General features: G+C 51.0%; 19 protein-coding genes and 1 pseudogene. 15 read left to right on the forward strand and 5 right to left on the reverse strand.

What is annotated here, in order from left to right; genetic code table 11:
• Nucleotides 1-24: 24 nt before the first annotated feature.
• From garK to garL, 3 genes are all read right to left on the reverse strand, one after another.
• On the reverse strand, nucleotides 25-1170 hold the full coding sequence (garK, locus tag FC814_RS01385; RefSeq protein ID WP_137325405.1) for a glycerate 2-kinase: 1146 nt from the start codon (nucleotides 1168-1170) through the stop codon (nucleotides 25-27).
• 96 nt (nucleotides 1171-1266) lie between these two features.
• Nucleotides 1267-2157: a 2-hydroxy-3-oxopropionate reductase gene (gene garR, locus FC814_RS01390; protein WP_024165151.1), complete on the reverse strand. Its 891-nt coding sequence runs from the start codon at nucleotides 2155-2157 to the stop codon at nucleotides 1267-1269.
• A 29-nt stretch (nucleotides 2158-2186) separates the two neighbouring features.
• The gene (gene garL, locus FC814_RS01395) at nucleotides 2187-2957 is read right to left on the reverse strand and encodes a 2-dehydro-3-deoxyglucarate aldolase (protein ID WP_032226361.1); all 771 of its coding nucleotides are present in this window, start codon (nucleotides 2955-2957) and stop codon (nucleotides 2187-2189) included.
• A 544-nt stretch (nucleotides 2958-3501) separates the two neighbouring features.
• On the opposite strand from garL, the gene garD reads away from it, so the two are divergent.
• The 3 genes from garD to yhaV all read left to right on the forward strand — a co-directional run bounded on the left by garD (nucleotide 3502) and on the right by yhaV (nucleotide 6021).
• A complete protein-coding gene (gene garD, locus FC814_RS01400) occupies nucleotides 3502-5073 on the forward strand; it encodes a galactarate dehydratase (protein WP_137325406.1) in 1572 nt (523 codons plus the stop codon).
• A 148-nt stretch (nucleotides 5074-5221) separates the two neighbouring features.
• Nucleotides 5222-5557 (forward strand): type II toxin-antitoxin system antitoxin PrlF, encoded by a 336-nt coding sequence (gene prlF, locus FC814_RS01405; protein WP_016159726.1) that lies wholly within the window; start codon nucleotides 5222-5224, stop codon nucleotides 5555-5557.
• Nucleotides 5557-6021, forward strand: coding sequence for a type II toxin-antitoxin system ribonuclease toxin YhaV (gene yhaV / locus FC814_RS01410; protein WP_032221941.1), 465 nt, complete (start codon nucleotides 5557-5559; stop codon nucleotides 6019-6021). The genes prlF and yhaV overlap by 1 nt, the downstream gene beginning before the upstream one ends.
• Before the next feature lie 54 nt (nucleotides 6022-6075).
• On the opposite strand, the gene agaR is transcribed toward yhaV, so the two are convergent.
• Entirely contained in the window at nucleotides 6076-6885 is an 810-nt protein-coding gene (agaR, locus tag FC814_RS01415) for an aga operon transcriptional regulator AgaR (RefSeq protein WP_105280836.1), read from the reverse strand.
• Between the two features lie 249 nt (nucleotides 6886-7134).
• Here agaR and kbaZ point away from each other — a divergent pair, with 249 nt between their 5' ends.
• From kbaZ to FC814_RS01475, 12 genes and pseudogenes are all read left to right on the forward strand, one after another.
• Nucleotides 7135-8415, forward strand: coding sequence for a tagatose-bisphosphate aldolase subunit KbaZ (gene kbaZ, locus FC814_RS01420; protein ID WP_000876164.1), 1281 nt, complete (start codon nucleotides 7135-7137; stop codon nucleotides 8413-8415).
• Nucleotides 8416-8436: 21 nt separating this feature from the next.
• The gene (gene agaV, locus FC814_RS01425; RefSeq protein WP_001132990.1) at nucleotides 8437-8910 is read left to right on the forward strand and encodes a PTS N-acetylgalactosamine transporter subunit IIB; all 474 of its coding nucleotides are present in this window, start codon (nucleotides 8437-8439) and stop codon (nucleotides 8908-8910) included.
• Between the two features lie 10 nt (nucleotides 8911-8920).
• Nucleotides 8921-9700, forward strand: coding sequence for a PTS N-acetylgalactosamine transporter subunit IIC (gene agaW, locus FC814_RS01430; RefSeq protein WP_085461224.1), 780 nt, complete (start codon nucleotides 8921-8923; stop codon nucleotides 9698-9700).
• Nucleotides 9690-10568, forward strand: coding sequence for a PTS N-acetylgalactosamine transporter subunit IID (gene agaE, locus FC814_RS01435; RefSeq protein ID WP_024212648.1), 879 nt, complete (start codon nucleotides 9690-9692; stop codon nucleotides 10566-10568). Before agaW ends, agaE begins: the two co-directional genes overlap by 11 nt.
• Before the next feature lie 17 nt (nucleotides 10569-10585).
• A complete protein-coding gene (gene agaF / locus FC814_RS01440) occupies nucleotides 10586-11020 on the forward strand; it encodes a PTS galactosamine/N-acetylgalactosamine transporter subunit IIA (RefSeq protein ID WP_105280839.1) in 435 nt (144 codons plus the stop codon).
• 422 nt (nucleotides 11021-11442) lie between these two features.
• Entirely contained in the window at nucleotides 11443-12591 is a 1149-nt protein-coding gene (locus FC814_RS01445) for an AgaS family sugar isomerase (protein WP_001114846.1), read from the forward strand.
• Nucleotides 12592-12603: 12 nt separating this feature from the next.
• Nucleotides 12604-13464: a tagatose-bisphosphate aldolase subunit KbaY gene (kbaY, locus tag FC814_RS01450; RefSeq protein ID WP_000022777.1), complete on the forward strand. Its 861-nt coding sequence runs from the start codon at nucleotides 12604-12606 to the stop codon at nucleotides 13462-13464.
• Between the two features lie 166 nt (nucleotides 13465-13630).
• Nucleotides 13631-14107: a PTS galactosamine transporter subunit IIB gene (gene agaB, locus FC814_RS01455; RefSeq protein ID WP_000098035.1), complete on the forward strand. Its 477-nt coding sequence runs from the start codon at nucleotides 13631-13633 to the stop codon at nucleotides 14105-14107.
• Between the two features lie 38 nt (nucleotides 14108-14145).
• Nucleotides 14146-14949: a PTS galactosamine transporter subunit IIC gene (gene agaC, locus FC814_RS01460; RefSeq protein WP_000544483.1), complete on the forward strand. Its 804-nt coding sequence runs from the start codon at nucleotides 14146-14148 to the stop codon at nucleotides 14947-14949.
• Nucleotides 14939-15730 (forward strand): PTS galactosamine transporter subunit IID, encoded by a 792-nt coding sequence (gene agaD / locus FC814_RS01465; RefSeq protein WP_137325407.1) that lies wholly within the window; start codon nucleotides 14939-14941, stop codon nucleotides 15728-15730. The genes agaC and agaD overlap by 11 nt, the downstream gene beginning before the upstream one ends.
• Before the next feature lie 61 nt (nucleotides 15731-15791).
• Nucleotides 15792-15890, forward strand: a pseudogene (locus FC814_RS23020) (hypothetical protein); the annotation flags it as partial.
• Nucleotides 15891-15958: 68 nt separating this feature from the next.
• On the forward strand, nucleotides 15959-16672 hold the full coding sequence (locus tag FC814_RS01475; protein ID WP_001194195.1) for a galactosamine-6-phosphate isomerase: 714 nt from the start codon (nucleotides 15959-15961) through the stop codon (nucleotides 16670-16672).
• Between the two features lie 49 nt (nucleotides 16673-16721).
• Here FC814_RS01475 and rsmI read toward each other — a convergent pair whose 3' ends face one another.
• Nucleotides 16722-17585 (reverse strand): 16S rRNA (cytidine(1402)-2'-O)-methyltransferase, encoded by an 864-nt coding sequence (rsmI, locus tag FC814_RS01480; RefSeq protein ID WP_137325408.1) that lies wholly within the window; start codon nucleotides 17583-17585, stop codon nucleotides 16722-16724.
• Nucleotides 17586-17600 lie beyond the last annotated feature (15 nt).

The raw sequence follows: 17600 nt of genomic DNA on the forward strand, positions 1-17600 counted from the left end.
GTATAGAGGGTTTGCGCGCCCTTGTCACCCCGCGTTACGCATTCCAATCGCCAGCGTCGCGGCGATATTGCGTGAAGCACGGTAAATATTGTCATAAGCCCCACTGAAAGCTTCATTCAGCGTAACAATACTGTTCAACACGCTGAATACAGCATCGATGCCATGCTGATGCACAACGCCGACATCCTTCGTCAGACTACCCGCAATACCAATTACCGGTTTATTGTATTTCTTCGCGACGTTCGCTACGCCAATCGGCACTTTACCGTGAATGCTCTGGCTATCAATGCGGCCTTCTCCGGTGATCACCAACGAGCAATCATAAATATGTTCTTCCAGATTGAGCGCCGTCGTCACAATCTCAATGCCGCTCTTTAGCTCTGCGCCAAGAAACGCCATTAGCGCCGCCCCCATACCGCCTGCAGCCCCTGCACCGGGGACGTATTTCACATCAACATGCAGCGATTTTTTGATGACATCAGCATAGTGAGAGAGATTCTTGTCCAGTTCGATAATCGTATCTTCATTAGCCCCTTTTTGCGGGCCAAAGATACGTGAAGCGCCGTTATCGCCCACCAGTGGATTAGTGACATCGCAGGCGACGCGAATAGCGCAATCTTTTAAACGCGGATCGAGGCCGGAGATATCAATATCATTCAGGGTATTAAGACTGCCGCCGCCAAAACCGATTTCATTACCGTTGACATCGCTTAACTTCGCCCCCAGCGCCTGCATCATCCCCGCACCGCCGTCGTTGGTGGCACTACCGCCGATGCCAATAATAATACTGGTCGCGCCACTCTCCAGCGCCTGCAAAATTAACTCTCCCGTGCCGCGAGAAGTCGTCACCAACGGATCACGCTTTTCCGACGGTACTAACGCCAGCCCACTGGCCGCCGCCATTTCAATAAACGCGGTTTTACCATCGCCAGAGATCCCCCAACTGGCATTCACCTTCTCGCCCAGTGGCCCTGTAACCCAGGCGTGACGTTCGGAACCCTGGGTAGCTGCAATCATCGCTTCCACCGTTCCTTCGCCGCCATCAGCAACCGGAACAGAAACGTACTGTGCATCAGGAAAAATTTCCCGAAATCCTTTTTCTATCGCCTGCGCAACCTCGCTGGCAGATAAACTTTCTTTATAAGAGTCTGGGGCGATTACGATTTTCATACCTGTGCCTGTTACCACATGACGCCGGAGGGCGTTTCTCTTATTCGGCCTGGATTCCAGGCCCGGATTGCAATACGCCATCCGGGCGCGACGTCATTAACGAGTAACTTCGACTTTCGCCAGTTTTTCGTAGTAGCACGCCAGGGCGCTATGATCCGCCGTTCCCAAACCATCGGCACGTAGTGCCTGCATCATCTCCATAACCGCAGCAGTTAGCGGCAATTGCGCACCAACGCCGTGGGAGGTATCCAGCGCATTTGCCAGATCCTTAATATGCAGATCAATACGGAAGCCTGGCTTGAAGTTTCTGTCCATGACCATAGGCGCTTTGGCGTCAAGAACGGTACTGCCCGCCAGTCCACCGCGAATTGCCTGATAAACCAGATCCGGGTTAACGCCCGCCTTGGTTGCCAGCGTTAACGCTTCTGACATCGCGGCAATATTCAGCGCCACAATGACCTGGTTTGCCAGTTTGGTGACGTTACCTGCACCGATTTCCCCGGTATGCACCACGGAACCCGCCATCGCTTTCATCAAATCATAGTATTTGTCGAAAATAGCCTTGTCGCCGCCCACCATCACTGACAGCGTACCGTCGATGGCTTTCGGTTCACCGCCGCTCACCGGGGCGTCCAGCATATCAATACCTTTCGCTTTCAGTGCTTCGCTGATTTCACGGCTTGCCAGCGGAGCGATTGAACTCATATCGATCAATACCGTACCTGGCTTCGCGCCTTCAATGATGCCATTTTCACCCAGCGCCACCTCTTTCACATGAGGGGAGTTTGGCAGCATGGTTATGATGACGTCGCACTGTTCAGCGATAGTTTTAGCCGTAGACGCTGTTTCTGCGCCTGCGGCAATCACTTCAGCAATGGCTTCAGGGTTACGGTCAGCAACCACCAGCGAGTAACCTGCTTTCAGGAGGTTTTTACTCATTGGTTTACCCATAATACCCAGGCCAATAAAACCAACTTTCATAGTCATATCAATCATCTCTCTTGTTGCGGTGGTGGTTATTTTTTAAAGGTATCTGCCAGTTTCTGCGTGGCGGAACGGAATACGCCGAGATCGCTGCCAACGGCCACAAACGTAGCGCCCCATTCCAGATAACGACGCGCATCGGCTTCGACAGGGGCGAGGATGCCGCAGGGTTTGCCGTTGGCTCTGGCGCGATTAAAAATATGTTGAATCGCTTTTTGCACATCCGGATGCGACGCATTGCCGAGATGACCTAATGCCGCTGCCAGATCGCTGGGGCCAACGAAGATACCGTCCACGCCTTCGGTTGCGGCGATAGCATCAACGTTATCAACGCCTTGCTGGCTTTCAATTTGCACCAGAATGGTGATGTTCTTATTCGACTGAGCGAAGTAATCCGCCACGGTGCCAAACATATTGGCGCGGTGAGAAACGGAGACGCCGCGAATACCTTCTGGTGGATAACGGGTAGATGCCACCGCCTGCACCGCTTCTTCTTTCGTTTCCACAAAGGGGATCAGGAAGTTATAAAAACCGATATCCAGCAGACGCTTGATGATCACCGGTTCGTTGGTCGGTACACGCACCACTGGCGCGCTGACGCTCCCCTTCAGAGCCATCAACTGAGGAATGAACGTGGAGATATCGTTTGGCGCATGTTCGCCATCCAGCACCAGCCAGTCAAAGCCAGCTAAACCAAGAACTTCTGTGCTAATTGGGTTAGAAAGTGCTGACCAGCAGCCAATCTGTACCTGTTTCGCTGCCAACGCGGCTTTGAACTTATTTGGGAAAATATCGTTATTCATCGCTTATACCTTTGCTTATTTCTGCAATTCCATACGTTTAATGTCGCCAATCAGGCTTCCTGGTGCAGTATTGAAAGAGGGCAATCTCTTCGATGACAATAAAAATAGGCAGTAAGATTAAAAAGGCACATGCGTTCCTTATTCATCAATCCCACTAATCATGTTTATATTCAGTCGATAGCAAAAAGGTCAGTGCTATTTATTAAATATTCTATTAACGAATATTGGCCACTGCACAATAATAAATCCGTTTTCGACAATGAGTATAATCAGCACAGAAACAATAGGCATTGTGCAAATGCTCATTATGTTTGTCTGATATAAATATTATTTTGAGCATATGCCTATCACGCTGCGTGCCAATGCACATATTTACGCTTTGCCTGCCCCGGTTACCCTGCTATCACGATAATTAGTGATGTTGATCACATACTGACTTTTCATCTCCTGACACTCTTATTCCATCTCGCAGATAAAATTATTTCTGTCATCAGAATCAATCAACATAAATTTATTATTACCAGCGACCGGAGAAAACGGGATAATGGCCAACATCGAAATCAGACAAGAAACGCCGACTGCGTTTTATATAAAAGTTCACAACACAGATAATGTGGCAATTATTGTTAATGATAATGGCCTGAAAGCAGGAACGCGTTTTCCGGATGGGCTGGAATTAATTGAACATATTCCCCAGGGGCATAAAGTCGCATTGCTGGACATTCCGGCTAATGGTGAAATTATTCGTTATGGCGAAGTGATTGGTTACGCCGTGCGCGCGATCCCACGCGGAAGTTGGATCGACGAATCAATGGTAGTACTGCCGGAAGCGCCGCCATTACACACGCTGCCACTGGCAACTAAAGTGCCGGAACCCTTACCGGCGCTTGAAGGTTATACCTTTGAAGGCTATCACAATGCCGATGGCAGCGTGGGAACCAAAAACCTGCTCGGCATCACCACCAGCGTCCACTGTGTGGCGGGCGTGGTGGATTACGTGGTGAAAATCATTGAGCGTGACCTGCTGCCGAAATACCCGAACGTCGATGGCGTGGTGGGGCTGAATCATCTGTACGGTTGTGGCGTGGCGATTAACGCTCCGGCGGCGGTGGTGCCTATTCGTACTATTCACAACATTTCGCTTAACCAAAACTTTGGCGGTGAAGTGATGGTGATTGGTCTGGGTTGCGAGAAATTGCAACCTGAGCGCCTGCTGATCGGCACGGATGATGTACCGGCTATTCCAGTGGAAAGTGCCAGTATTGTCAGCTTGCAGGATGAAAAACATGTCGGTTTTCAGTCAATGGTCGAGGATATTTTGCAAGTTGCCGAGCGCCATCTGCAAAAATTAAATCAACGGCAGCGAGAAACCTGTCCAGCTTCAGAACTGGTTGTCGGTATGCAGTGCGTCGGCAGCGATGCGTTTTCTGGTGTAACGGCAAACCCGGCAGTGGGTTATGCATCTGATTTACTGGTGCGCTGCGGCGCAACGGTGATGTTCTCAGAAGTCACGGAAGTGCGTGACGCCATTCATCTGCTGATGCCGCGCGCTGTTAACGAAGAGGTTGGCAAGCGCCTGCTGGAAGAGATGGAGTGGTACGACAACTATCTCAATATGGGGAAAACCGACCGCAGCGCCAACCCTTCGCCGGGTAACAAAAAAGGCGGTCTGGCAAACGTGGTGGAAAAGGCACTCGGCTCCATTGCTAAATCAGGTAAAAGCGCGATTGTAGAAGTGCTGTCACCCGGTCAGCGTCCGACCAAACGCGGATTAATTTACGCCGCGACGCCAGCCAGCGATTTCGTCTGTGGCACCCAACAGGTGGCTTCAGGGATTACCGTGCAAGTATTTACGACCGGTCGCGGCACACCGTACGATTTGATGGCGGTGCCGGTCATTAAAATGGCGACCCGCACCGAACTGGCGAACCGCTGGTTTGATTTGATGGATATTAATGCGGGCACTATCGCCACCGGCGAAGAGACCATTGAAGAGGTGGGCTGGAAGCTGTTCCACTTTATTCTCGATGTCGCCAGCGGGAAGAAGAAAACCTTCTCGGATCAATGGGGACTGCATAACCAACTGGCGGTGTTTAACCCGGCGCCGGTGACCTGATTTCTTTTGGAACGCGCCTCGCAAAACATGGCCTTAGTGCCATGTTTTTATTGTTTCAAGTCCCGTCATCCATTAATAATGCATTTGCATTACCTTAGTTGAAGATTATAATTTGAGCAGAAAAAAGGCTGTAAAAGGACAGTGAACAATGCCCGCTAATGCTCGCTCTAACGCTGTACTGACCACTGAATCAAAGGTCACGATACGCGGACAAACAACTATCCCCGCGCCAGTGCGTGAGGCCTTAAAACTGAAGCCAGGCCTGGACAGCATTCATTACGAAATCCTGCCTGGTGGGCAAGTATTTATGTGCCGTGTGGGAGATGAACAGGAGGATCATACTATGAATGCATTTTTGCGTTTTCTGGATGCAGATATCCAGAACAACCCGCAAAAAACTCGTCCATTCGAAATTCAACAAGGAAAGAGACTTGTCGCTGGCATGGACGTCAACATTGATGATGAGATTGGCGACGACGAATAATGGATTTTCCACAAAGGGTTAATGGTTGGGCGCTATATGCTCATCCCTGCTTTCAGGAAACCTACGACGCTTTAGTTGCCGAAGTTGAGACATTAAAGGGGAAAGATCCTGAAAATTATCAGAAAAAAGCCGCCACAAAGTTATTGGCAGTAGTACATAAAGTTATTGAGGAGCATATCACGGTCAATCCATCATCACCGGCATTCCGTCATGGCAAGTCGTTAGGCTCAGGGAAAAATAAAGACTGGTCACGGGTAAAATTTGGCGCTGGTCGTTATCGTCTCTTCTTTCGTTACAGCGAAAAAGAGAAAGTCATCATTCTGGGATGGATGAACGATGAAAACACGCTGCGCACCTACGGTAAAAAAACAGATGCCTATACCGTATTCAGCAAAATGTTAAAAAGAGGACATCCTCCTGCCGACTGGGAAACCCTCACCAGAGAGACTGAAGAAACCCATTGATGGTGTTCACAATGCCCGCCGAACGCATCCGTTTTGACCAGCGGGCACCATTTCTCACTCCCCGACCAGAATCACCTCAACCCCAGCCTTTCGCAGTCCTTCCAGACTATCCGCAGGAATGCCTTCATCGACAATGATCATATCGATCCGCTGAGTATCGATGATCTTATGTAAACTGGAGCGGTTGAACTTACTGGAATCGGTGACCACGATGATCCGTTCCGCAACTTCGCACATCCGGCGGTTTAAACGAGCTTCATCTTCATTGTGCGTGCTGACGCCGCGCTCCAGATCGATAGCGTCTACGCCGAGAAACAGCATATCGAAGTGGTAATTTTGCAGCGATTGTTCAGCCTGATCGCCGTAAAAAGATTGCGACTGGCGGCGCAGATGCCCTCCGGTCATCAGCAGTTCCACCCCTTCAGCTTCCAGCAAAGCATTGGCCACGTTCATACCGTTGGTCATCGCAATTACGTCGGTGTGCTTGCGCATCAGACGGGCAATCTCAAAGGTGGTGGTCCCGGAGTCGAGGATCACCCGATGACCTGGCTTAATCAACTCAACGGCAGCTTTCGCAACGCTGCGTTTCATCGCCGTGTTCAGCGCGCTTTTATCTTCCACCGAAGGCTCAACTGACGGCGTCGTGCCATCGCAGATCAACGCGCCACCATACGCACGCACGGCGATCCCCTGTTTTTCCAGAAACGCCAGATCATTGCGGATCGTCACGGTAGAAACGCCAAATAATGCTGACAGATCGTTAACCTGCACACTCCCTTGCTGACGCAGGCGCTGAATGATCTGCTCTCGTCGTTCGCTGGTGCCAGTCACTCGTTTCTCACCTGATGCGTCGGTATTACTCATAGAAAATCCTTTCGTAAAGCTTTCGTTTCATTTCGTTTTTATTATTAATACCGTTCTATTAAGCAAATGCAAGCCCACCTTGCCCGTTGACGCAAGCGACTCCTGTTTCAGAAACTTTCATTATGTTTCTTTTGTGAATCAGATCAGAAAACAATTACCTTTCGTTTTATTTTTACCTCACCATGACGCAGTATCAACTGAAACAAAACGAAAGATCAGCAATGGCAGTTATCTGGCCTGGAGAGGAAAGTGAAATATCTGATAGAAATGGTGAGACAGCACAAAGAGGGCAAAACAAATGGGATTTATGCCGTTTGCTCCGCGCATCCGCTGGTACTGGAAGCCGCCATCCACTACGCCTTCGCAAACCAAACGCCGTTACTGATTGAAGCAACCTCCAATCAGGTGGATCAGTTCGGCGGATATACCGGAATGACGCCCGCCGATTTTCGCGGCTTTGTTTGCCAGCTTGCCGACTCGCTGAATTTCCCGCAAGACGCGTTGATTCTCGGCGGTGACCATCTGGGGCCAAACCGCTGGCAGAATCTGCCTGCCGCTCAGGCGATGGCCAATGCCGATGATTTGATTAAAAGCTACGTCGCGGCGGGGTTCAAAAAAATCCATCTTGATTGCAGTATGTCCTGTCAGGGCGATCCGGTTCCCTTAACCGATGATATCGTGGCTGAACGCGCTGCCCGTCTGGCGAAAGTGGCGGAAGAAACCTGCCGCGAACACTTTGGCGAAGCCGATCTGGTGTATGTCATTGGTACTGAAGTGCCGGTGCCTGGCGGCGCTCATGAAACCTTAAGCGAACTGGCGGTCACCACGCCGGATGCCGCCCGCGCCACGCTGGAAGCTCATCGTCACGCTTTTGAAAAGCAGGGTCTGAATGCCATCTGGCCACGCATCATTGCCCTGGTAGTACAACCCGGCGTCGAATTCGATCACACCAACGTTATTGATTATCAGCCAGCCAAAGCGACCGCCTTAAGCCAGATGGTTGAACACTATGAAACGCTGATTTTCGAAGCTCACTCTACCGATTATCAAACGCCGCAATCGCTGCGCCAGTTGGTAATCGACCACTTTGCCATTCTGAAAGTTGGCCCGGCGCTGACCTTCGCCCTGCGTGAAGCCCTGTTTTCTCTGGCGGCGATTGAAGAAGAGCTGGTGCCAGCGAAAGCCTGTTCCGGTCTGCGTCAGATACTGGAAAACGTGATGCTCGATCGCCCGGAATACTGGCAAAGCCACTACCACGGTGACGGCAACGCACGTCGTCTGGCACGCGGTTACAGCTACTCAGATCGCGTGCGCTACTACTGGCCGGACAGCCAGATTGATAACGCTTTCGCCCATCTGATTCGTAACCTGGCGGATGCCCCAATTCCGCTGCCGCTCATCAGCCAGTATCTGCCGCTGCAATACGTCAAAGTTCGCTCCGGCGAGCTACAACCAACGCCGAGGGCGCTCATTATCAACCATATTCAGGACATCCTGGCGCAGTACCACACAGCCTGTGGAGGCCAATAACCAAAACAAGAGGAACACGCTATGCCAAATATTGTTTTAAGCCGGATTGATGAACGCTTGATTCACGGTCAGGTCGGCGTTCAGTGGGTCGGATTTGCGGGGGCAAATCTGGTTCTGGTAGCCAATGATGAGGTTGCTGAAGATCCGGTACAACAAAACCTGATGGAAATGGTACTGGCAGAAGGGATCGCCGTGCGTTTCTGGTCGTTGCAAAAAGTGATCGACAATATCCATCGCGCCGCTGACCGGCAGAAAATCCTGCTGGTTTGCAAAACACCAGCCGATTTCCTGACGCTGGTAAAAGGTGGTGTCCCGGTGAGTCGCATTAACGTTGGCAATATGCATTACACCAATGGCAAGCAGCAAATCACCAAAACGGTTTCTGTAGATGCGGGTGATATCGCGGCGTTTAACGATCTGAAAACCGCCAGAGTGGAATGCTTCGTTCAGGGCGTCCCGACAGAACCTGCTGTGGAGCTCTTTAAATTACTTTGAGGGATTCATTATGGAAATCAGTCTGTTGCAGGCGTTCGTGTTGGGCATTCTAGCCTTTATCGCTGGCCTGGATATGTTTAACGGCTTAACCCATATACATCGCCCGGTGGTTCTTGGACCGTTGGTTGGGCTGGTACTTGGCGATCTACATACCGGTATTTTAACCGGCGGTACGCTGGAACTGGTATGGATGGGGCTGGCTCCGCTGGCAGGCGCACAGCCGCCTAACGTAATTATTGGTACTATCGTCGGTACGGCATTTGCCATTACCACCGGTGTGAAACCCGATGTCGCGGTCGGCGTCGCCGTGCCTTTCGCCGTCGCGGTACAGATGGGGATTACCTTCCTGTTCTCGGTGATGTCTGGCGTGATGTCCCGCTGCGACAGGATGGCGGAAAATGCCGATACACGCGGCATTGAGCGCGTGAACTATCTGGCGCTGCTGGCGCTCGGCATCTTCTATTTTCTCTGCGCTTTCCTGCCGATTTACTTCGGTGCGGAACATGCCAAAACCATCATTGATGTCCTGCCGCAACGCTTAATCGACGGCCTCGGTGTCGCAGGCGGCATCATGCCAGCAATCGGTTTTGCCGTGCTGCTGAAAATCATGATGAAAAACGTCTACATCCCCTACTTCATCCTGGGCTTTGTTGCCGCCGCCTGGCTCAAGTTACCGGTGCTGGCTATTGCTGCTGCCGCGCTGGCGATGGCGCTGATCGACCTGCTGCGTAAATCTCCTGAACCGATTCAACCTGCGGCACAGAAAGAGGAATTTGAAGATGGCATCTAATCAAACGACCCTGCCGAACGTCAGTGAAAACGAAGAAGCACTGCTGACTGGCGTCAATGAAAACGTATATGAAGATCAAAGCATTGGCGCGGAGTTAACGAAAAAAGATATCAATCGCGTCGCATGGCGTTCCATGCTGTTACAGGCTTCTTTCAACTACGAACGTATGCAGGCTTCCGGCTGGTTGTACGGTCTGCTGCCTGCACTGAAAAAGATCCATACCAATAAACGCGACCTGGCGCGCGCCATGAAAGGCCATATGGGCTTTTTCAATACTCACCCGTTTCTGGTGACGTTTGTGATCGGCATTATCCTTGCGATGGAGCGTTCTAAGCAGGACGTTAACAGTATTCAGAGCACCAAAATTGCTGTCGGTGCACCGCTCGGCGGGATTGGCGACGCGATGTTCTGGCTGACGCTGCTGCCAATTTGCGGCGGGATTGGTGCCAGTCTGGCGTTGCAAGGCTCTATTCTCGGCGCCGTGGTATTTATCGTGTTATTCAACGTGGTGCATCTCGGTCTGCGTTTTGGTCTTGCGCATTACGCTTATCGAATGGGCGTGGCGGCGATCCCGCTAATTAAAGCGAATACCAAAAAAGTCGGTCATGCGGCGTCTATCGTCGGGATGACGGTGATCGGCGCGCTGGTAGCAACCTATGTCCGATTAAGCACCACACTGGAAATCACGGCAGGCGACGCAGTGGTTAAGCTACAGACTGACGTTATCGACAAACTGATGCCTGCCTTCTTACCGCTGGTCTATACCCTGACCATGTTCTGGCTGGTACGTCGCGGCTGGAGTCCGCTGCGCCTGATTGCAATCACTGTGGTTCTCGGCATCGTCGGTAAATTCTGTCATTTCCTTTAAATACAATGAGGTATTAGATGTTAAGTATTATTTTGACAGGGCATGGCGGATTTGCCAGCGGCATGGAAAAAGCAATGAAGCAAATCCTCGGTGAGCAATCACAATTTATCGCCATTGATTTTCCGGAAAGCTCAAGCACCGCGCTGCTTACATCGCAGCTTGAAGAAGCCATCGCCCAACTGGATTGTGAAGACGGCATTGTTTTTCTGACGGATTTGCTGGGCGGCACACCGTTTCGCGTAGCTTCAACGCTGGCGATGCAAAAACCGGGCTGTGAAGTGATCACCGGCACCAATTTGCAACTATTACTGGAAATGGTGCTGGAGCGCGAAGGGTTAAGCGGAGAAGAATTCCGTGTGCAGGCGCTGGAGTGCGGACACCGTGGGCTGACCAGTCTGGTGGACGAGTTAGGCCGCTGCCATAAAGAATGTCCGGTCGAGGAAGGAATATGAGGTAAGCGCCCCGCCGCTATTGGTAAAAGAGTGTGAGTGGCGTTTTACACTTTCGTTTCTTTATCTGGCTTTCACTTCCCTCACAAGGCCTTTTTCTTTTGTTTTGACTTTTGCACCGGTGTCGGATGCGACGCTGACGCGTCTTATCCGACCTACGGTTGGTGACAGCCAGGCTGGATAAAGCGTTTACGCCGCATCCGGCAATCGGTGCAAATATCCCCCCATCAAACAATCCCTTTATCTTCCCTTGTCTTTTCTTTCAACGATCACAAATTTCGTTTTATTTCCTTTCTCTTCATTGAACTTTCAGTTTCTTTTCTATAAATTTTAATCAACGAAAGATATCACCAAGTGAAATGAAACGAAAGGTAAGCGAAAGCTATAACGCCCGACGTCAAGTTCATCAAACTAAGGATTGAGTTATGCCAGAAAATTACCCCCCTGCCACCACCGGTACATGGACTGAAGAAGAGATCCGCCATCAGCCTCGCGCGTGGCTTCGTTCGCTCGCCAACATTGACGCGCTACGTTCCGCGCTCAATAACTTTCTTGAACCGTTACTGCGCAAAGAGAACCTGCGGGTAATCCTGACCGGTGCCGGAACCTCGGCATTTATCGGTGACATCATCGCGCCGTGGCTCGCCAGCCATACCGGCAAAAACTTCAGCGCCGTACCGACCACCGATCTGGTTACCAATCCGATGGACTACCTGAATCCAGCGCATCCGCTGCTGCTGATCTCCTTCGGTCGATCCGGCAATAGCCCGGAAAGCGTCGCCGCCGTGGAACTGGCAAATCAATTTGTACCGGAGTGCTATCACCTGCCGATCACCTGCAATGAAGCGGGCGATCTCTATCAAAACGCGCTCAACAGCGATAACGCGTTTGCCCTGCTGATGCCCGCAGAAACGCACGATCGCGGCTTTGCGATGACCAGCAGTATTACCACCATGATGGCCAGCTGCCTCGCGGTTTTCGCGCCTGAGACAATCAACAGCCAGACCTTCCGTGACGTGGCGGATCGTTGCCAGGCGATCCTGACCTCGCTCGGCGATTTCAGCGAAGGCGTGTTTGGTTACGCGCCGTGGAAACGGATCGTTTATCTCGGCAGCGGTGGCTTACAGGGCGCGGCACGTGAGTCGGCGCTGAAAGTGCTGGAACTGACGGCGGGTAAACTGGCGGCTTTTTATGATTCCCCGACCGGATTCCGTCATGGCCCGAAATCGCTGGTCGATGATGAAACGCTGGTCGTGGTGTTTGTCTCCAGCCACCCCTACACCCGTCAGTATGATCTTGATCTGCTGGCAGAACTCCGCCGCGACAACCAGGCAATGCGCGTGATCGCCATCGCCGCTGAAAGCAACGACATTGTTGCCGCCGGCCCGCATATCATCCTGCCGCCATCCCGTCACTTTATCGACGTTGAGCAGGCATTTTGCTTCCTGATGTACGCCCAGACGTTTGCACTGATGCAGTCGCTGCATATGGGCAATACGCCGGATTCCCCATCAGCCAGTGGCACCGTAAACCGCGTGGTGCAAGGCGTAATTATTCATCCGTGGCAGGAATAAGAGGATCGCATTATGAGCATTATCTCTACCAAATATCTGTTACAAGACGCCCAGGCCAATGGCTACGCGGTGCCTGCGTTTAACATCCATAACGCCGAGACGATCCAGGCGATCCTCGAAGTGTGCAGTGAAATGCGATCGCCGGTGATCCTCGCCGGGACGCCAGGGACTTTTAAACATATCGCGCTGGAAGAGATCTACGCCCTGTGTAGCGCCTATTCCACAACCTACAACATGCCGCTTGTGCTGCATCTCGACCACCACGAATCGCTCGATGATATTCGCCGTAAAGTCCACGCTGGCGTGCGCAGCGCGATGATCGATGGCAGTCACTTCCCGTTTGCTGAAAACGTAAAACTGGTGAAATCGGTCGTCGACTTCTGCCACTCGCAGGATTGCAGCGTGGAAGCGGAACTGGGCCGTCTGGGAGGCGTGGAAGATGATATAAGTGTTGACGCCGAAAGCGCGTTCCTCACCGACCCACAAGAAGCCAGACGTTTTGTCGAACTGACTGGCGTCGACAGCCTGGCTGTGGCGATTGGTACGGCGCATGGCCTGTACAGGAAAATACCGAAAATTGATTTTCAGCGGCTGGCGGAAATTCGTGAAATGGTAGACATCCCTCTGGTACTGCATGGCGCCAGCGATGTCCCGGATGAATTTGTTCGCTGGACTATTAAACTGGGTGTGACGAAAGTTAATGTCGCCACGGAATTGAAAATTGCCTTCGCCGGCGCGGTTAAAGCCTGGTTTGCGGAAAACCCGCAGGGTAATGATCCTCGCTATTATATGCGCGTCGGCATGGATGCAATGAAAGACGTTGTAAGGAATAAAATTAATGTCTGTGGTTCGGCGAATCGAATTTCAGCATAACCATTAAATTTATACGATTTATTAATAAGTACTGCTCGACTAATATCGGGTAGTGCCTTAATGGCAAAGGAAATGAGTAAACCTTAATAAATACATCAGTACAATATCGCAACAATAATATATTTAAAAAGATTATATTATTCAAATTTATGGTGAGGATTATACAATGAGCAGTCCAAATATTCTCTTAACCCGTATCGATAACCGTCTGGTTCATGGCCAGGTTGGCGTGACCTGGACATCCACCATCGGTGCAAATCTGCTGGTAGTCGTGGATGATGTTGTCGCTAACGATGATATCCAACAGAAACTGATGGGTATTACTGCGGAAACCTACGGCTTTGGTATCCGTTTCTTTACTGTCGAAAAAACCATTAATGTCATCGGCAAAGCTGCACCACATCAGAAGATTTTTCTGATTTGCCGTACGCCGAAAACGGTACGTAAATTAGTAGAAGGTGGCATTGAGCTGAAAGATGTCAACGTCGGCAATATGCATTTCTCGGAAGGGAAAAAGCAAATAAGTAGTAAAGTTTATGTCGATGACCAGGATCTCACGGACTTACGCTTTATTAAACAACGCGGCGTGAATGTTTTTATTCAGGACGTCCCGGGCGATCAAAAAGAACAAATCCCTGACTAAATCTAACATCGCCTTAATACTGGTTTGAGGTAATAAAAATGCATGAAATAACCCTACTTCAGGGATTATCCCTGGCGGCATTAGTTTTCGTTCTGGGGATTGATTTTTGGCTGGAAGCCTTATTTTTATTCCGCCCGATAATCGTTTGTACCCTTACAGGTGCTATTCTCGGTGATATTCAGACTGGCTTAATTACCGGTGGCTTGACAGAGCTGGCTTTCGCCGGATTAACCCCTGCCGGGGGTGTTCAGCCGCCCAACCCAATTATGGCGGGTCTGATGACCACCGTCATTGCGTGGTCTACGGGCGTCGATGCCAAAACGGCAATTGGTCTTGGCCTGCCGTTTAGTTTGTTAATGCAATACGTCATTCTGTTCTTCTATTCCGCTTTCTCATTATTTATGACCAAAGCCGATAAATGCGCGAAAGAGGCGGATACAGCAGCGTTTTCCCGACTTAACTGGACAACGATGCTGATTGTTGCCTTTTCGTATGCGGTGATTGCTTTCCTCTGTACTTACCTGGCGCAGGGTGCGATGCAGGCGCTGGTAAAAGCAATGCCCGCCTGGTTGACCCACGGCTTTGAAGTGGCTGGCGGCATTCTGCCTGCCGTTGGTTTTGGCCTGCTGCTGCGCGTGATGTTCAAAGCGCAATATATTCCTTACCTGATCGCCGGTTTCCTGTTTGTTTGCTACATCCAGGTCAGCAACCTGTTGCCGGTTGCCGTACTGGGCGCAGGCTTTGCGGTGTATGAGTTTTTCAATGCGAAATCCCGGCAGCAAGCGCAACCGCAGCCCGTTGCCAGTAAAAATGAAGAAGAGGACTACAGCAATGGGATCTGAAATCAGTAAAAAAGATATCACCCGCCTGGGCTTTCGTTCGTCGCTGCTGCAAGCGAGCTTTAACTACGAAAGGATGCAGGCAGGCGGTTTTACCTGGGCAATGTTGCAGATCCTGAAAAAGATTTATAAGGACGACAAACCGGGCTTAAGCGCGGCAATGAAAGATAACCTCGAATTTATTAATACCCACCCAAATCTGGTCGGATTCCTGATGGGGTTATTAATTTCGATGGAAGAGAAAGGGGAAAACCGCGACACCATTAAAGGTCTGAAAGTGGCGCTGTTTGGCCCAATCGCGGGAATTGGCGATGCGATTTTCTGGTTTACCTTGTTGCCGATTATGGCGGGGATTTGCTCATCATTCGCCAGCCAGGGAAACCTGCTGGGGCCGATTCTGTTTTTCGCCGTTTACCTGCTTATCTTTTTCCTGCGCGTCGGTTGGACCCACGTCGGTTATTCGGTCGGCGTGAAGGCGATCGATAAAGTACGAGAGAACTCGCAAATGATCGCCCGTTCGGCAACCATCCTCGGAATCACGGTAATCGGCGGGCTGATTGCCTCGTATGTGCATATTAACGTGGTGACGTCGTTTGCTATCGACAGTAGCCACAGCGTCGCACTGCAACAGGATTTCTTCGATAAAGTCTTCCCGAATATTTTACCGATGGCCTATACCCTGCTGATGTATTACTTCCTGCGGGTGAAAAAAGCGCATCCGGTGCTGTTAATCGGCGTGACGTTTGTGCTCTCAATTGTTTGTTCCGCATTCGGCATTTTGTAAATGGAACGAGGCACTGCGTCTGACGCAGCCTCAGATTGTTGACAAAGTGCGCTTTGTCCATGCCGGATGCGGCGTGAACGCCTTATCCGGCCTACAAAATCATGCAAATTCAATATATTGCAGAAACAATGTAGGACTGATAAGCGTAGCGCATCAGGCAATTTGGCGTTTGTCATCGGTCTCCGTATCACACCTGGTGGTGCCTCTCTACACAAGGAATTTCTCCTCATGCAAACCTTACAGCAAGTTGAAAACTATACGGTGTTAAGTGAACGCGCCAGCGAATATTTATTGGACGTGATCCGTAGCAAACCAAATGCCGTGATTTGCCTGGCGACCGGAGCGACGCCATTACTGACGTATCATTATCTGGTAGAAAAAATCCACCAGCAGCACGTTGATGTCAGCCAACTGACCTTCGTGAAGCTCGACGAATGGGTGGATCTGCCATTAACCGTACCCGGCACCTGCGAAACTTTCCTTCAGCAGCATATCGTGCAGCCGCTGGGGTTACGTGAAGACCAGCTCATCAGCTTTCGCTCCGAAGAGATAAACGAGACAGAGTGCGAGCGGGTAACGAATCTGATTGCGCGCAAAGGCGGTCTCGATTTGTGCGTTCTCGGACTAGGGAAAAACGGTCATCTTGGGCTGAACGAACCAGGAGAAAGCCTGCAACCGGCCTGCCATATCAGCCAACTTGACGCGAAAACCCAGCAACATGAGATGTTAAAAACCGCTGGTCGTCCCGTGACTCGCGGGATCACCTTAGGCTTGAAGGATATTCTCAATGCCCGCGAAGTTTTGTTACTAGTGACTGGCGAAGGAAAGCAGGATGCGACAGAACGTTTTCTCACGGCTAAAGTCTCCACCACTATCCCGGCTTCGTTTTTATGGCTGCATAACCACTTCACATGCGTAATTGATGAGATGTGTCGCCGTTAACTCACCAAGTACAGGCATCGCAGCTCTGTTCCTGCTGCAATGCCTGTAATCACTCCCCTTGCAGCTCCAGCGCATACCTATACAACGCGTTTTTCTTCACGCCGTGAATTTCTGCTGCCAGCGCCGCCGCTTTTTTCAGCGGCAGTTCTGCCTGTAGCAGCGCCAGCGTGCGCAGTGCATCGGCGGGTAAGTCTTCTTCCTGCGCTTTATGTCCTTCGACAATCAGTACCATCTCACCTTTGCGACGGTTTTCATCTTCTTTTACCCACGCCAACAGCTCGCCAACGGGCGCGCCGTGAATGGTTTCCCAGGTTTTGGTCAGTTCTCGCGCCAGCACCACGTAGCGGGACTCCCCCAGCACCGCGACGATATCTTCCAGGCCATCTAACAGACGGTGGGTCGATTCATAAAAAATCAGCGTGCGCGGTTCCGCTTCAATCGCTTTTAGCGCATCACGGCGACCTTTCGATTTGGCGGGCAGAAAGCCTTCATAACAAAAGCGATCGGATGGTAAACCAGCGGCGCTTAATGCAGTGATAGCAGCACACGGTCCCGGTAGCGGCACCACGCGAATCCCCGCTTCACGGCAGGTACGCACCAGATGGTAGCCAGGGTCGTTAATCAGCGGCGTTCCGGCATCAGAAACCAGCGCAATGTTTTGTCCCTCTTGCAGCTTCGCCAGCAGCGTTTCGGCTTTCTGTTGTTCGTTATGGTCGTGCAAGGCGAACAGTCGGGCGTTTATCCCAAAATGTTGCAGCAGCAAACCGGTATGACGCGTATCCTCGGCGGCAATCAGATCAACGGCCTGTAATACCTCCAGCGCACGCTGGGTGATATCCGCCAGATTGCCGATTGGCGTCGGTACAATGTAGAGCTGACCTTGAGAATTATCCGCCGATTGGTGTTGTTTCATTGTGTCGTCCGTATT

Origin of the sequence: Escherichia sp. MR, assembly GCF_005280595.1 — a bacterium.
GTDB classification, from domain to species: Bacteria; Pseudomonadota; Gammaproteobacteria; order Enterobacterales; family Enterobacteriaceae; genus Escherichia; species Escherichia ruysiae.

Bases quoted from the DNA above. Each gene is read 5' to 3' on its own strand.
- garK (WP_137325405.1), bottom strand. From the start codon at position 1,170: ATGAAAATCGTAATCGCCCCAGACTCTTATAAAGAAAGTTTATCTGCC.
- agaB (WP_000098035.1), top strand. From the start codon at position 13,631: ATGAGCAGTCCAAATATTCTCTTAACCCGTATCGATAACCGTCTGGTT.
- FC814_RS01445 (WP_001114846.1), top strand. From the start codon at position 11,443: ATGCCAGAAAATTACCCCCCTGCCACCACCGGTACATGGACTGAAGAA.
- agaE (WP_024212648.1), top strand. From the start codon at position 9,690: ATGGCATCTAATCAAACGACCCTGCCGAACGTCAGTGAAAACGAAGAA.
- garL (WP_032226361.1), bottom strand. From the start codon at position 2,957: ATGAATAACGATATTTTCCCAAATAAGTTCAAAGCCGCGTTGGCAGCG.
- agaF (WP_105280839.1), top strand. From the start codon at position 10,586: ATGTTAAGTATTATTTTGACAGGGCATGGCGGATTTGCCAGCGGCATG.
- kbaY (WP_000022777.1), top strand. From the start codon at position 12,604: ATGAGCATTATCTCTACCAAATATCTGTTACAAGACGCCCAGGCCAAT.
- agaC (WP_000544483.1), top strand. From the start codon at position 14,146: ATGCATGAAATAACCCTACTTCAGGGATTATCCCTGGCGGCATTAGTT.
- agaD (WP_137325407.1), top strand. From the start codon at position 14,939: ATGGGATCTGAAATCAGTAAAAAAGATATCACCCGCCTGGGCTTTCGT.
- rsmI (WP_137325408.1), bottom strand. From the start codon at position 17,585: ATGAAACAACACCAATCGGCGGATAATTCTCAAGGTCAGCTCTACATT.
- garR (WP_024165151.1), bottom strand. From the start codon at position 2,157: ATGACTATGAAAGTTGGTTTTATTGGCCTGGGTATTATGGGTAAACCA.
- prlF (WP_016159726.1), top strand. From the start codon at position 5,222: ATGCCCGCTAATGCTCGCTCTAACGCTGTACTGACCACTGAATCAAAG.
- garD (WP_137325406.1), top strand. From the start codon at position 3,502: ATGGCCAACATCGAAATCAGACAAGAAACGCCGACTGCGTTTTATATA.
- yhaV (WP_032221941.1), top strand. From the start codon at position 5,557: ATGGATTTTCCACAAAGGGTTAATGGTTGGGCGCTATATGCTCATCCC.
- FC814_RS01475 (WP_001194195.1), top strand. From the start codon at position 15,959: ATGCAAACCTTACAGCAAGTTGAAAACTATACGGTGTTAAGTGAACGC.
- agaR (WP_105280836.1), bottom strand. From the start codon at position 6,885: ATGAGTAATACCGACGCATCAGGTGAGAAACGAGTGACTGGCACCAGC.
- agaV (WP_001132990.1), top strand. From the start codon at position 8,437: ATGCCAAATATTGTTTTAAGCCGGATTGATGAACGCTTGATTCACGGT.
- agaW (WP_085461224.1), top strand. From the start codon at position 8,921: ATGGAAATCAGTCTGTTGCAGGCGTTCGTGTTGGGCATTCTAGCCTTT.